This window comes from Aeromonas sp. S19(2024), assembly GCF_041402625.1.
In the GTDB taxonomy this organism is placed as follows: Bacteria; Pseudomonadota; Gammaproteobacteria; order Enterobacterales; family Aeromonadaceae; genus Aeromonas; species Aeromonas caviae.
Map to the genome: position 1 here is coordinate 520,015 of NZ_JBGLQU010000001.1, position 15,071 is coordinate 535,085.

The window sequence follows — 15,071 nt, forward strand, 5'->3', positions numbered from 1 at the left end:
TATAATGGCTCTCGCAAACGCTTTCACTAAAACAAATACTAAAAAACACCTTCCTTAACCTACAATACTGTCATTGGAGTGAGAGATGTTTCGTAAAAGTTTACTACCCATCACCCTGAGCGTCGCCCTGTTCGGCCTCACTGCCTGCAACAGCAATGACTCCAGCAGCCCGGCCGCCCCCAGCGCCACCCTGGCGAACCAGTATCAGAACGTGATCGACCGCAGCGGCACCCCGCTCCAGTTCCGTGACTTTGACAGCTACGCCAACCTCAAATACAACCCGCTGCTCGATCTCGGTGCCTGGCACGGCTTCCTGCTGCCCGCCAGCGACAGCGAGTGGGGCGGCTTTACCGGCCCCATGGTCATCGCCGAGGAGTACAGCCTGTTCTTCGCAAGGGAATTGGACAAGCTGACCCTGAGCGACGAGAGCGGCCGCGCCTTTCCGCTCACCAGCGCCAGCAAGCAGGCGCTGTACGCCATCCCAGGGGCGCTGGTGCAACGCTTCGAATTCGACCCCTTCACCCTGGAGCTGGAGCTGCGCTACGGCGATGCCCGTACTGCGCTGGTTCGCACCCGCCTCATCAACCACACTGACGCCCCGCTCACCCTCAAGCTCAACTGGCAGGGGGAGCTGCTCAACCAGTGGGATGCCAACAAGACGGTCGCCGAGCAGTACCCCGCCTGGACCCGCACCATCAGCCAGACCGAGCGCGGCGTAGCATTCCAGTTCGGCAAACTGCGCAGCACCTGGAACATCATGCAAAGCGGCAGCGCCAGCTACCGCATCGATCGCACCCTGCCCAGTCGCACCACCCTCGACGAACAGGGCCTCGGCTACGTGAGCGAGGCCAGCCTCACCCTGGCCGCCAAGGGCCAGCAGGATATCTACACCCTGCAGAGCTATGTCCACAGCAGTGCTGACGCGAGTCGCTTCGAGCAGAGCCGCCAGGCGCTGCTGGCCGACCCAGCCAGCCATTTCGACGACTCCATCCGCCGCTGGGAGGATTACCTGGCGCGCGGCCTCTCCAATCAGGGGATCCCGGAGTCGGAGCGGCGCATCGCGGTCAAGGCGATGGAGACCCTCAACGGCAACTGGCGTTCCCCCGCCGGTGCCATCCTGCACGACGGGGTGACCCCCTCCAACACCGCCCGCTGGTTCGACGGGGTCTGGGCCTGGGACAGCTGGAAGCACGCTTACGCCATGGCCCACTTCAACCCCGAGGTAGCCAAGAACAACGTGCGCGCCATGTATGACTACCAGATCCAGGCCGATGACCCGGTTCGGCCGCAGGATGCCGGCATGGTGATCGACGCCGTCTTCTACAACAAGCTCGCCGATCGCGGTGGCGACGGCGGCAACTGGAACGAGCGCGACACCAAGCCGCCCCTCTCCGCCTGGGCCATCTGGGAGATCTACAGCGCCACCCAGGACAAGGCCTTCATCGCCGAGATGTACCCGAAGATCCAGGCCTATCACGACTGGTGGTACCGGGCGCGGGACAACAACCGCAACGGCATCATCGAATATGGCGCCACCCGCCACGTCGAGCACAACGACGAGTTCGGCAACATCACCTTCAAGGTGCAGTACCCGACGGGGGCACCGGCCGGGCTGGATCTGTCGAGCTGTACCGATGAGGGAGATGGCTGGTATGGCTGCGCCGGCATGGCGCTCTATCAGCAGGTATTGAGCGTTGGCGGCTACGCCGACATGGATATCGGCGCCCAGCACGGCGCCGGCTGGGAGTCCGGCATGGACAACGCCGCCCGCTTCGGCTTTATCGAGCCGGATCAGCTCAAGCGCTATGCCGACAAGACCTATGGCGGCGACATGGCCAAGGCGCGCCAGGACTGGAACGTCTTCTTCTTTGAAAACCATCAGGACGACGGCAGCCTCATCGGCTTCTCCATCGATCAGGAGTCGGTGGAGCTCAACGCCTTCCTCGCCAAGGAGAAGCGCATCCTGGCCGACATGGCCGAGCTGCTCGGCAAGCCGGACGAGGCGAGCCGCTACCGCGAAGGGGCGACCCAGCTGGCCGATTACATCAACAGCTGCCTGTTCGATGAGGCCTCCGGCTTCTATTACGACCGCCAGATAGCCCAGGGGGATCTGCCCGACGCCAACGGCTGCGTCGGCAAGCTGTTGACCGCCCGCGGCCGTGGCCCGGAAGGGTGGAGCCCGCTCTGGGCCGAGGTGGCAGACAAAGATAAGGCGGCGCGGGTGCGCGAGGTGATGCTCAATGCCCAGGAGTTCAACACCAAGGTGCCGCTCGGCACGGCGGCGCTGACCAACCCGGCCTACGACCCCGACATCTACTGGCGCGGCCGGGTCTGGCTGGATCAGTTCTACTTCGGGGTGAAGGGGCTGGAGAACTACGGCTATCGCAGCGATGCCCAACAGCTCGTCAACAAGCTGTTTAGCAATGCCGAGGGGCTGGCGGGCAGCGGCCCCATCCGCGAAAACTACAACCCGGAGACCGGCGCCATGCAGGGGGCCAGCAACTTCAGCTGGAGCTCGGCCCACCTCTACATGCTCTATCGCAACTTCCTGAAAACCGAGGGCTGATCCCTCTTTGCAGGAATGAGCCAACAAAAAGGCCTCCGCAAGGGAGGCCTTTCTTATGGCAGCGCCACAGGTGGCGACTTACTTCACGGTCACCCGGGCAAACTTGCGCTTGCCGACCTGGTAGACGGCGGTACCGGCACCGATGAGGGCCTTGCCATCGTCCAGCTTCTCGCCATCGACCTTCACCGCGCCCTGCTTGATCATGCGCAGCGCTTCGGAGGTGGTGGCCACCAGATCGGCGTCTTTGAGCAGGTTGGCGATGGCCAGCCCTTCCCCTTCCAGTGCCAGTTCGACTTCCGGCATGTCGTCCGGAATGGCGTTCTTGGAGAAGCGCTGGGTGAAGTCTTCGTGGGCCGCTTCGGCCGCCGCTTCATCGTGATAACGGGCGATGATCTCTTTGGCCAGCCAGATCTTCACGTCGCGCGGGTTGAGGGTGCCGGCAGCAATGCCTGCCTTGAACTCTTCAATCTCGGCGAGCGGACGGAAGGAGAGCAGCTCGTAGTAGTTCCACATCAGATCGTCGGTGATGGACATGATCTTGCCGAACATCTCCCCCGGGGCATCGTGCACGCCGATGTAGTTGGCAGCGGACTTGGACATCTTCTTGACACCGTCCAGGCCTACCAGCAGCGGCATCATCAGCACGCACTGGGTCGCCATGCCCGCATCTTTTTGCAGCTCGCGACCCATCAGCAGGTTGAACTTCTGATCGGTACCGCCGAGCTCGACGTCCGCCTTCAGCGCGACCGAGTCATAGCCTTGCAGCAGCGGATAGAGGAATTCGTGAATGGCGATGGACTGGCCGTTGCTGTAGCGCTTCTTGAAGTCGTCGCGCTCCATCATGCGGGCCACGGTCTGCTTGGCCGCCAGCTTGATCATGCCGGTCGCGCCCAGCTCACTCAGCCAGGTGGAGTTGTACTCGATGCGGGTCTTGGCCGGGTCGAGGATCTTGAACGCCTGCTCGGCATAGGTGAGGGCGTTGTGCTTGATGGCCTCTTCGGAGAGCGGCGGACGGGTGGCGTTCTTGCCGGAGGGGTCACCCACCATGGCGGTGAAGTCACCGATCAGCAGGATCACTTCATGGCCCAGATCCTGGAAGGTCTTCAGCTTGTTGAGGATCACGGTATGACCCAGGTGGATGTCCGGCGCGGTCGGGTCCATCCCCAGCTTGATGCGCAGGGGGCGCCCTTCCTTCAACTTGGCGATCAGTTCTTCTTCAACCAGAATTTCTTCCGCTCCGCGCTTGATCTCGGCTAGCGCCACCTCGAGCTGGGACATTTTTTGACTCTCCAATCACGATTCCACAGGGCCAGACATATTACTGGAATGGCGGGCCAATTGGAAAGGCGGTAAACTCCGACCTTCTTCCGGGTTCAACTTTGTCTGCTTCTCATGGTCCTTTGGCACGCCTTCAACTCTCTCCCTCACTGGCACCGCAAGATGGTGCTGATCCTGAGCATCATGGTGATGATGCTGGCGGCCTGGCCGAGCGAACAGGCAGTCGCCACCCGGGTCGATGACAACGACAACGAACTGGCCGTCGAGCAGCAGGTCGACGAGGAGGCGCAGCTGGCACGGGCCGAGCCCGTCACCCCGCCCAAACCGCGCTATGTCACCAGACAGGTGAAGGTGCGCAGCGGCGACAACATGGGGGTCATCTTCCAGCGCCTGGGCCTCAGTACCACGGATCTTCACCTCATCGACCAGCTCGAGGGCACGGATACCCTGCGCCTGCTCAAACCCGGTCAGGAGCTCACCTTCAAGCTCACCAAGGGCGGCGAGCTGCACAGCCTCTATTACCCCCACAGCCTGGAGCAGGCGCTCAAGGTGAACCGCCGGGATGACGGCTTCGTGGCCAGGCCGGTGAAGATCGAGCTCGACACCCGCGAACAGGTGGCCCAAGGGGAAATCCGCTCCAGCTTCTGGGGCGCCGCCGTCGAAGCGGGCATGACGGAAGACCAGATCATGGATCTCGCCGCCATCTTCGGCTGGGACATCGACTTTGCCCAGGACCTGCAACCGGGGGACAGCTTCCGGGTGGTCTACCAGGACAAATACCAGGATGACGAGCGGGTTGCCTCCGGCGACATCTTGGCCGCCGAGTTCATCAACCAGGGGGCCATCTACCGCGCCGTGCTGAACACGGATGGCAACTACTACACCCCGGACGGCAAGGCGATGCGCAAGAGCTTCCTGCGCGCACCTGTCAACTTCAAATACATCAGCTCCAACTTCAATCCGCGCCGCCTTCACCCGGTCACCGGCAAGGTGCGGCCCCACAACGGCATCGACTACGTGGCGCCGGTGGGGACCCCCATCATGGCGGCGGGCGGCGGCAGCGTGGTGGCCGCTGGCTACAACCAGTTCAACGGCAACTACGTCTTCATCAAGCACGCGGGCAACTACGTGACCAAGTACCTGCACCTCTCCAAGCGCACCGTCAACAAGGGGCAGCGAGTGAAGCAGGGCCAGACCATCGGCCTGCTCGGCGGCACCGGCCGGGTCACAGGCCCGCACCTGCACTATGAGTTCGTGGTGGGCGGCGTGCACAAGAACCCGCGCACCCTCAACCTGCCCCAGGCGGAGTCTCTCAGCGGGCGGGCGCTGGCCAGCTTCAAGGCGCAGGCCATGCCCCAGCTGGCCAAGCTGGACAGCCCCGAGCTGCAACTGGCCAGAAACAAGGGCAACGGCGACGACAGCTGACCGCTGTCGACCAAGGCGGAACACGGTATCGGACGGTTCCCCCGCATCATTGAAAGGGGTTGTCATGACTGAACGCTATATAGGCTTGATGTCCGGTACCAGCATGGATGGTATCGACGCCGTGCTGGTGCAGATCGAGGGGGATGCACTGCGGGTCGAGGCGGCCCTCTGCCATCCCTGGCCTGCCGATACGGCTCGCACCCTGCATGCGCTTTGCACCCCGGGGGAGAACGAAATCGACCGCATGGGGGTCGCCGACAACCTGGTGGCCCGCGAATTTGCCGCCGCCACCCAGGCCCTGCTCGCCAAGGCGGCGCTGACTCCCAAGGAGATTCGCGCCATCGGCAGTCACGGCCAGACCATACGCCACCGCCCTGCCCTCGGCTTTACCCTGCAGATTGGCAACGCGGCCCTGCTGGCGGCCCTGACCGGCATCGACGTGGTGGCCGATTTTCGCACCATGGACATGGCCCTCGGCGGTCAAGGGGCCCCCCTGGTGCCCGCCTTCCATCAGGCGCTCTTTGCCCGCCCCGGCGCCCTGCGGGTGGTGCTGAACCTCGGCGGCATTGCCAATATCTCGGTGCTGCCCGGCCAGGCCGACGGGGGGGCGGGTTCAGGGGTATATGGCTTCGATACCGGCCCGGCCAACACCCTGCTCGACGGCTGGTATCGCCGCCACCATCCGCACGGTGACAGCTATGATGCCGGTGGCCAGTGGGCCGCCAGCGGCAAGCCTATCCCTGCGCTGCTGGAGCAGTTGCTGGCTCACCCCTACTTCGCCGCCCCCGCCCCCAAGAGCACGGGGCGTGAGATGTTCACCCTCGACTGGCTCGATGGCGAGCTGGACGGCTGCACATACGCCCCCGCAGATGTGCAGCGTACCCTGCAATCCCTTACCTGCCACAGCATCGCCCGCCAGTTGCCCGCCCACAGCGACACGCCAACCCGGCCCGAGCTGTTTGTCTGCGGCGGCGGCGCCCACAACGCCCCGCTGCTGGCGGAGCTGGCCAGCCTGCTGCCCGACTGGCATCTGACCAGCACTGCCCAGCTCGGCCTTGCACCGGACTGGGTGGAAGGGGCCGCCTTTGCCTGGCTGGCACAACGCTTTATCCAGCGAAAGCCGGGCAACCTGCCTGCGGTGACCGGCGCGAGCCGCCCGGCGGTACTGGGCGCCCTCTATCCCGCCTGAGCCGCTTACCGATCGCCCTCCCCCCTAATGGAACAAGCCCGAACAGGTGCACCTGATCGGGCTTGTTGTTATGCCTGGCGCCAGATGGCGCAGACCCGTCACTCTGTGCTCCCTACCCGAGCCGCTCTTTCAACCTGGCCGCCTGCGCCTTGAAGATCTCATAATCGGCGACATGCCGACTCCTGGCGGCGGTGATCCACTGCACGCCCGTCTCGTCGGCGTGGGAAAATTCGATGCAAAACTCATATTTCGCGCTGGAGAGCAGCCCCATCAGGGCGCCAGACAGAAAACCCACCAGGGGCAGGAAGAGCACGATGAGCCAGTTGCCCGCCTGCTCGTAGGAAGGGGTGAAGTAAAAGAGCACACTGGAGGTGACCATCCCCAGCAACAAGGTCTTCTTGAGCCGATCCATCCAGCCGAGTGCTTTTACCTGCACACCGACGATGCGGCCCAGATCGTAGCGATCCTTGTTGACCCTCAGTGTGTTGTCCGACTGTTCAATGGCAATGGCCATCCTGATACTCCGTCCTGTTGGCTATGGCGATAAGGGGTTGCCGTGGCGGCCCCGGATTGTGCATCCCATGATCATGACGGACCAGCAGCCAGCCACGGGGTGATGGGCGGCACCTCCCCCAACAGGAACACACGCTGCGCATGGTATCGTATGGCGCCAAACATCAAAAGACGTTCACATCAAAAGGCGAGGTGGATCACCTTCTGCCCGCCCCTTGTCCCCCGTGCAGCCGTTGGCTTTTCTGGCCATCCTCTCATGGGCAAGGTAGCCGGGGGATCAGGGGTCAGTGAGATTACAGCCCCGTGATGACCCTCAGGAGGGGCGGGCCGATGGGATGGCGCCATGGGCCCGCCCCTCGAAAGCACTCCCATGGCCCTAGAAGGCCCACTTCAGGAAGCGGTTTACCTGGCGCTTGACCGGTGCACAGAGCGGCGGTTTGGGAGGCTCCAGGTTGATCTGTCTGCGGCCCACCCTGGCTTCGCCCCGCAGCAGGATCTGGAGATAGTGGGGGTGCTGGCGCTGGATGAAACGGGAGATCTCATGGGCCCAGGGTTTGGGCACTCCCCACAGGATCGAGGCCAGTGCGCCGACGATACAGAAGAAGACGGGATCGCGCATGCCCATCCTGACGCCATTCTCCAGCGCCTCTTTGAGGGAGCCCGAATGGGCGATGCAGGTCATCACATTGACCATGAAGGCGGCATAGTCATCTTCCCCGCCGTGGCCCACCCTGGCCACCAACCCGGCCTGTGGCCTGTAGCCGAACTGGTGGCCGATGTGCTCAAGCACTGCATTGCGCTGGCGAATGACCTTGGCATAGAACATCAGCATGGCGGTGCAGTCGAGCGCCTGGCTCAAGGCCGCCTGATGGGGATGGGTCTGGGTGGGACGGGGGGTGGTCAGCAGCGCGATCTCCTCCGAGATGGCGAGCAGACCGATGGGCACCGCCGTGCTGATAAAGGCGAGATCAATGGCGATCGCCAGGTCCTGGCCCTCCTCCATCCGGCCGATGACCACCTGCTCGGCAAAGAGGCGACGCTGGCGCTCGATAAAGGCGCCATAGATCAGGGCCCTGAACTTCTTCTGGGGATAGGGGGTATCGAGCAGGGTCTCCATGGTCAGGATGGCGGCACCGGTGCGACCGCGCAGTTGATAGTCGGGGGCGAGGGGGAAGTGCTTGCCTAGGCGGGGGGGTGGCCGAAACCCGCTGGTGCGGCTGTACATGTCACCCAGAATGAATCCAAGCATAAAACCTCCGAAGTCAGATGACGGGAATCGCGATACGATCGCATGTGCCACTCCCGGGCAGATGAGTGCCGATCCGTACTGCTCGTCGGCAGGGTCCCTGATTTCATTATTAATCATACAGTTAATAATCCACCCAAACCCCGACCCAGGTCGTAATAACGGCAGTTGATGACAAAAAACACAAATAAGAGTGGTGCGGGGAAGATGAGCCGGCTGCATCGCAAGGAGTGCGGGATACGCCAGGGCGGCAAAGCAGGGCGGACTCCGGGGCCCCTCACAGGGAGGGTCATGACAGGAGTGATATGCATCGGGGGGCGGCAAGTCGGGGCAGGCAAGGGGAAGGCCCCCCTCCCCTTGCTTATGAGCCCTGCTGGCGGGCTGTGTTCGCGCCGCTGAAAAGATATGGCATAGGCGGTGTGGCGACCCGTCCATGTCAGCCTCCGCAGCAGGGGCTAAAAAGCGCCCTCTCTTTCTCCCGTATTTATGTCATGACCTGTTGCCATGCAAAGAGGGTGAATGTTATTTCAGTGTGCTCGCCGCAGCATATTTTGGCGGCGCTGAACAGTGCGTCGAGAGAGCGATAAATAGATAGCTATGCAAAACCGGGAGAATAAGCTGCAATTTCGCCAAAAATATTAACGGAGGATTCACAGACTGTAACCCTGTTGCGCGACAATATGGCGCTATCTGGTTCCACTTTCATGGTAAAGCGGGATCATCATCACCTTTATTTGCCATGCCCGTCATGAATTGAATCGCAAAATGAATATATTTCACTCTGTTGAGCCACCTCATAGAAACAGGATCCCGGTTTGCATCTCCGGATAACCGCCCCCTAGAATTCTCCCGTCTGAATCACTAGGCCAACTTCTCTCCCTTGTCTGTTGCACGCGCTGTCTGCATCGAAACAGGGCTCGACACTGTGATGATCGTTCTCCTTTTCTCCGTCGCCCTGCGGCGGGAACGAGCAACTGTTGCCGCAATATCACGAGTCATCAGCGTGCCGTATTCGGTCAGGGAAGAACAATGCGGCCCGGACCCTACATCAAAAACGAAAAAGGAGTATCGCCATGAGTGGTACCATCATCAAATCCGCCAGAAATACCCCCAATGCGCCTCAGGATCTGGGGCCCTATACCCAGAGCGTGGCCTTCTCCCACTACAACAATATTGCCGCCCAGCTCCCCGTCGATCCGAAAACGGGCGCGCTGGTCGCAGGGGATATCCAGGCCCAGGCCAGACAATGTCTCACCAATATCCAGGCCATCGTCCAGAGCATTGGCCACGGCATGGAGGACATGGTGAAGGTGACCCTGTTCCTCGCGGACATCGCCGACCTCGATGCCGTCAACGCCGTCTATCGGGCATTCTTCCCCCACTCGCTGCCGACCCGCACCGTGCTGGCGGTGGCCGGTCTGCCGCTCGGCGCCAGGGTGCAGATGGACGCCCTGCTCTCCAACGGCGAAGGTACCTTCCCCCAGGCTCCCTGCCCGCTGCTGAAGCTCTCCCGCAACAGCGACAAGGCGCCGCAGGATCCGCTCTCCAGCCAGAGCGTCGCCTTCTCCCATTACAACAATATCGGTGCCCAGCTGCCGGTCGATGCCGCATCGGGCCAGCTGGTCGCCGGTGGTATCCAGCAGCAGGCTGGCCAGTGCCTGCGCAACATCAAGCACGTGCTGGAAAGCATCGATGTGCCGTTTGACGATATCGTCAAGGTCACCGTCTATCTGACCAGCCTGGCCGATCTGGACGCCGTCAACGAGGTCTACACCACCTTCTTCCCGGACTCCGCCATTGCCCGTGCCGTCGCCTACCTGCCGGCTCGCAGCGTGATCGTGGCCTCCGCCCTGCCGCTGGGCGCCCGGGTGCAGATGGATGCGGTCATCTCCCACGGTGACGGCACCCCGCCACAGCTGGTGGAAGACAGACACAATCTGGTGATCAGCGCCCGCAACACCGACAAGGCGCCACGCAGCCCCCTGCATACCCAGACCGTCGCCTTCTCCCACTACAACCACATCGCCGGCCAGCTGCCGGTTGATCTCGCTACCGGCAAGATCCTGACCGGTTGTGTCAAGGAGCAGACCGCCCAATGTCTCGGCCATATCAAGACCATCGTCGAGAGCATCGGCCACGTGATGGACGATATCGTCAAGGTCAATATCCAGGTGAAGAACATCGAGGATCTGGCGGACGTGGATGCCATCTACACCCAATACTTCCCGGCCTATCTGCCCGCCCGCACCGTGATTGGTGTGAGCGAGCTGCCCGCCGGCGCCCTGGTGCAGATTGATGCGGTGATGTCCAATGCGGAAAGTACCCCGCCGCAGGTTTAAAGCTCGCTTTAAATAATGAAAAGACACCGGCTTAGGCCGGTGTCAGGTAATAGCTATATCTGTACAAGCTGTGATTACAACTTTCCGTTAACTTCATCCTTTATTGTAACGGGAATTGAACGCTTACCTTCAAAATGCTCCTTCATCAAGCAATGAAGCTCCTTTTGAGTTTTTAGAGCCTCATCATCACTAGGAAAATAAACAATCGACATTGGGATAGACTTCTTACCAAGAAATACATCCACCAATTGACTTCGGATGTATTTTTGCTCAGTCTCTTGATCAGCGTACGCCTTTGGAAAATATCCAGCTTTCTTGATATGAACCTTATCGAAATCAAAACCTAAGGACTCACCCATTTCATACAAGAGATCAGATAGCTGATCATTTCGCTTTTCCTCCCAAATTTTTTGCATGCTTTCATCATCATTTGGATATGAATTCAGATGATCTAAATATGTCTTCCATGCATTTACAACCTTCGAATAATTCCGCCCATTAAACTCTAATCCAACCATATTAAGAGCCGATACATGCTGAAATGCTAAAGTTGAGGCTCTGGTAGTCATAAGATCTCGAAACACCGCCATTTTTTTATTTCTATCTTCTGATCTACGATCAAGAAACTTTTGAATTTGGACAGCTAAGATAGGACCAAGAATTACTGCTAGCATAACAACCAGTCACTCATTGTTATCAGCATACTAAACCTCTGTTGATTACATAACTCATGATAAATTAAAAAACATATCACAATGCTGTTCAGCACCACACTATATTTAACTTTATATCAATTTATAAAATATGATCATACGTATGCTAAAACTTATATTTGATAAAATTACTTATACACTAACCCCATATAAATTACCTTATCAAATAAACAATGACGAACTAACAAAAAACGCCCCCCATCTTGCGATGGAGGGCGTTTTATTTTCCGGCTACTGGGCCAGAGTGGCCCAATGGTCAGCTATTACAGGGACTCTGCGGTCGCAACCACATTTTCCACGGTAAAGCCGAATTCCTTGAACAGCAGCTCGGCCGGCGCGGACTCACCGAAGGTGCGCATGCCGATGATCTTGCCGCCGAAACCGACGTACTTGTACCAGTAGTCGGCGATGCCCGCTTCGATGGCCACACGCTTGGTGACGGCGGCCGGCAGGACGGAGGCCTTGTACTCGGCGGACTGGGCATCGAACACGTCGGTAGACGGGATGGAGACCACGCGCACGGCACGGCCCTTCGCAGTCAGCTGCTCATAGGCGGCAACGGCCAGTTCCACTTCGGAACCGGTGGCGATCAGGATCAGTTCCGGGGTACCGGCGCAATCCTTCAGCACATAACCACCCTTGGCGGCATCGGCCAGTTGCTGGGCGGTGCGGTCCATCTGGGCCAGGTTCTGACGGGAGAAGATCAGGGAGGTCGGGCCGTCGGTACGCTCGATGGCGTGTTTCCAGGCGATGGCGGACTCTACCTGATCACACGGGCGCCAGGTGCTCATGTTCGGGGTCAGACGCAGGGAGGCGATCTGCTCGACCGGCTGGTGAGTCGGGCCATCTTCACCCAGACCGATGGAGTCGTGGGTGTAGACGAAGATGGCGCGCTGCTTCATCAGGGCGGCCATGCGCAGGGCGTTGCGGGCGTACTCCATGAACATCAGGAAGGTGGCGCCGTAGGGGATGAAACCACCGTGCAGGGCGATGCCGTTCATGATGGCGGACATGCCGAACTCGCGCACGCCGTAGTGGATGTAGTTGCCTGCGGCACTCTCGGGAGTCAGGGACTTGGAGCCGGACCACATGGTCAGGTTGGACGGCGCGAGATCCGCGGAGCCGCCCATGAATTCCGGCAGCAGCTTGCCGAAGGCTTCCAGGGAGTTCTGGGACGCTTTACGGGTCGCGATCTTGGCCGGGTTGGCCTGCAGGGTTTCGATGATCTTGGCGGATTCAGCAGCCCAGTTGGCCGGCAGCTCGCCAGTGGTGCGGCGCTTGAATTCGGCAGCCAGGGCCGGATGAGCGGCTTCATAGGCGGCGAACTTGGCAGCCCAGTCGGATTCGAGCTTGGCGCCCTTCTCCTGACCGTTCCACTCGGCGGCGATGTCGGACGGGATGACGAACGGCGCGTGGTCCCACTTCAGGAAGGCACGGGCGGCGGCGATCTCGTCATTGCCCAGCGGTGCGCCGTGGCAGTCGTGGGAGCCGGACTTGTTCGGGGAACCGTAACCGATGATGGTGCGGCAGCAGATCAGGGTCGGCTTGCCGGTCTCGGCCTTGGCGGCTTCGATGGCGGCGTTGATGGCTTCCGGATTGTGACCGTCAACGGCCGGGATGACGTGCCAGCCGTAGGCTTCGAAGCGCTTGGGAGTGTCGTCGGTGAACCAGCCTTCTACGTGACCGTCGATGGAGATGCCGTTGTCATCCCAGAACGCGATCAGCTTGCCCAGACCCAGGGTGCCGGCCAGGGAGCAGGCTTCGTGGGAGATACCTTCCATCAGGCAGCCATCGCCCATGAAGGCGTAGGTGTAGTGGTCAACGATGTCGTGACCCGGCTGGTTGAACTGCTCGGCCATGGCCTTCTCGGCGATCGCCATGCCCACGGCGTTGGTGATGCCCTGACCCAGCGGACCGGTGGTGGTTTCAACGCCCGGCGCATAACCGTACTCCGGGTGACCCGGGGTGCGAGAGTGCAGTTGGCGGAAATTTTTCAGATCGTCGATGGAGAGGTCATAACCGGAGAGGTGCAGCAGGGAGTACAGCAGCATGGAGCCGTGGCCGTTGGAGAGAATGAAACGGTCGCGGTCGGCCCACTTGGGGTTGTTCGGGTTGTGTTTGAGGTGGCTGCGCCACAGCACTTCAGCGATATCCGCCATTCCCATGGGGGCGCCCGGGTGACCGGAGTTGGCTTTTTGAACGGCATCCATACTCAATGCACGAATGGCATTGGCAAGCTCTTTACGAGAAGGCATCTGTATCTCCTGCGATTGCTTCATTTGATGGCCAAGATTAAGGCGCGTTATTGTCCCAGCAGGGGGCGCGGCGTGCAAATATTATCTGGGCGAATAAAGTGGCTTTGGGAGCACAATCGCTTTTCTGGGCGGGGAAAACGATTCAATCCGCCCCCTGCCTTACCTCCATGGAGGTGGATCCCTTCCCCATCCCGCCCCGGGCGGCTCCACCCCCAAATAGTGCTGGCAATCACCGGATGACCTATTTAAAATAGACGTCCAGATGTAGATACCTCTACAGTCATCCTGTCATTATCCGGTTATGGCCAAGGCGATAACCCTTACGAATCGAGAACCAAACATGGCAAAGCTGTTTACTTCCGAGTCGGTCTCCGAAGGCCATCCCGATAAAATCGCCGACCAGATCTCCGATGCGGTGCTGGACGCCATCCTGCAGCAGGACACCAAGGCGCGCGTCGCCTGCGAAACCCTGGTCAAGACCGGCATGGTGATGGTAGCCGGCGAAGTGACCACCTCTGCCTGGGTCGACATCGAACAGATCGTGCGCGACACCGTGCGCGAGATTGGTTACACCCACTCCGACATGGGCTTCGACGCCGACTCCTGCGCCGTGCTGAACGCCATCGGCAAACAGTCTCCGGACATCAACCAGGGCGTCGACCGTACCGACCCGCTGGAGCAAGGTGCCGGTGACCAGGGCCTGATGTTCGGCTACGCCACCAACGAAACCGACGTGCTGATGCCCGCGCCCATCACCTACTCCCACCTGCTGGTGAAGCGTCAGGCAGAAGTGCGCAAGAACGGCACCCTGCCGTGGCTGCGTCCGGACGCCAAGAGCCAGCTGACCTTCGCCTACGACGACGCAGGCAAGATCCTGGGTGTCGATGCCGTGGTGCTCTCCACCCAGCATTGCGACTCCATCAGCCACAGCGATCTGGTGGAAGCGGTGCGCGAAGAGATCATCAAGCCGGTGCTGCCCGCCGAGTGGATCAACAAGGACACCAAGTACTTCATCAACCCGACCGGTCGTTTCGTCATCGGCGGCCCCATGGGTGACTGCGGTCTGACCGGTCGCAAGATCATCGTCGACACCTACGGCGGCATGGCCCGTCACGGTGGTGGCGCCTTCTCCGGCAAGGATCCGTCCAAGGTGGACCGCTCTGCCGCCTATGCCGCCCGCTACGTGGCCAAGAACATCGTGGCCGCAGGTCTCGCGGATCGCTGTGAAGTGCAGGTCTCCTACGCCATCGGCGTGGCCGAGCCCACCTCCATCAGCGTCGAAACTTTCGGCACCGGCAAGGTGGCCGAAGCCCTGCTGGTCAAGCTGGTGCGCGAGTTCTTCGAGCTGCGCCCCTATGGCCTCATCGAGATGCTGGATCTGAAGCGCCCGATCTACCAGGCAACCGCCGCTTACGGCCACTTCGGCCGCGACGAGTTCCCCTGGGAGAAGACCGACAAGGCCGAGCTGCTGCGCGCTGCCGCTGGCCTGTAAGGCTCGAGGTTGTGATAAAAGGGGAGCCTGGCTCCCCTTTTGCTTTTGTGTCCTG

The 15,071-nt window shown here is 60.7% G+C and carries 10 protein-coding genes; 5 read left to right on the forward strand and 5 right to left on the reverse strand.

The features are described from left to right. The first annotated feature begins 85 nt into the window (after window positions 1–85). Window positions 86–2,566 (forward strand): alpha-glucosidase, encoded by a 2,481-nt coding sequence (gene ygjK, locus ACB037_RS02455; RefSeq protein WP_371174843.1) that lies wholly within the window; start codon window positions 86–88, stop codon window positions 2,564–2,566. 78 nt (window positions 2,567–2,644) lie between these two features. On the opposite strand, the gene tyrS is transcribed toward ygjK, so the two are convergent. Then, on the reverse strand, window positions 2,645–3,844 hold the full coding sequence (tyrS, locus tag ACB037_RS02460) for a tyrosine--tRNA ligase (protein ID WP_039040151.1): 1,200 nt from the start codon (window positions 3,842–3,844) through the stop codon (window positions 2,645–2,647). Window positions 3,845–3,958: 114 nt separating this feature from the next. Here tyrS and ACB037_RS02465 point away from each other — a divergent pair, with 114 nt between their 5' ends. Beyond that, complete coding sequence (locus tag ACB037_RS02465; protein ID WP_124244872.1) at window positions 3,959–5,269, forward strand: peptidoglycan DD-metalloendopeptidase family protein; 1,311 nt, start codon at window positions 3,959–3,961, stop codon at window positions 5,267–5,269. Between the two features lie 64 nt (window positions 5,270–5,333). Beyond that, entirely contained in the window at window positions 5,334–6,458 is a 1,125-nt protein-coding gene (locus ACB037_RS02470) for an anhydro-N-acetylmuramic acid kinase (RefSeq protein ID WP_371174844.1), read from the forward strand. Window positions 6,459–6,570: 112 nt separating this feature from the next. On the opposite strand, the gene ACB037_RS02475 is transcribed toward ACB037_RS02470, so the two are convergent. Together ACB037_RS02475 and ACB037_RS02480 are read right to left on the reverse strand one after the other, a co-directional pair. After that, the gene (locus ACB037_RS02475) at window positions 6,571–6,972 is read right to left on the reverse strand and encodes a hypothetical protein (RefSeq protein WP_324029365.1); all 402 of its coding nucleotides are present in this window, start codon (window positions 6,970–6,972) and stop codon (window positions 6,571–6,573) included. Window positions 6,973–7,347: 375 nt separating this feature from the next. Next, complete coding sequence (locus ACB037_RS02480; RefSeq protein ID WP_371174845.1) at window positions 7,348–8,220, reverse strand: hypothetical protein; 873 nt, start codon at window positions 8,218–8,220, stop codon at window positions 7,348–7,350. 1,070 nt (window positions 8,221–9,290) lie between these two features. Here ACB037_RS02480 and ACB037_RS02485 point away from each other — a divergent pair. Continuing rightward, the gene (locus tag ACB037_RS02485) at window positions 9,291–10,556 is read left to right on the forward strand and encodes a RidA family protein (protein ID WP_371174846.1); all 1,266 of its coding nucleotides are present in this window, start codon (window positions 9,291–9,293) and stop codon (window positions 10,554–10,556) included. Between the two features lie 74 nt (window positions 10,557–10,630). Here the strand turns inward: ACB037_RS02485 and ACB037_RS02490 are convergent, their stop codons facing one another. Further along, window positions 10,631–11,230, reverse strand: a complete 600-nt coding sequence (locus ACB037_RS02490) for a DUF6680 family protein (RefSeq protein WP_371174847.1) — start codon at window positions 11,228–11,230, stop codon at window positions 10,631–10,633. 302 nt (window positions 11,231–11,532) lie between these two features. Next, entirely contained in the window at window positions 11,533–13,524 is a 1,992-nt protein-coding gene (gene tkt, locus ACB037_RS02495; protein WP_201889865.1) for a transketolase, read from the reverse strand. Window positions 13,525–13,864: 340 nt separating this feature from the next. Between tkt and metK the strand changes: the two genes are divergently transcribed. Then, window positions 13,865–15,016 carry a methionine adenosyltransferase gene (metK, locus tag ACB037_RS02500; RefSeq protein WP_010673869.1) on the forward strand — a complete coding sequence of 384 codons (1,152 nt, stop codon included), beginning with the start codon at window positions 13,865–13,867 and terminating at the stop codon, window positions 15,014–15,016. Window positions 15,017–15,071 lie beyond the last annotated feature (55 nt).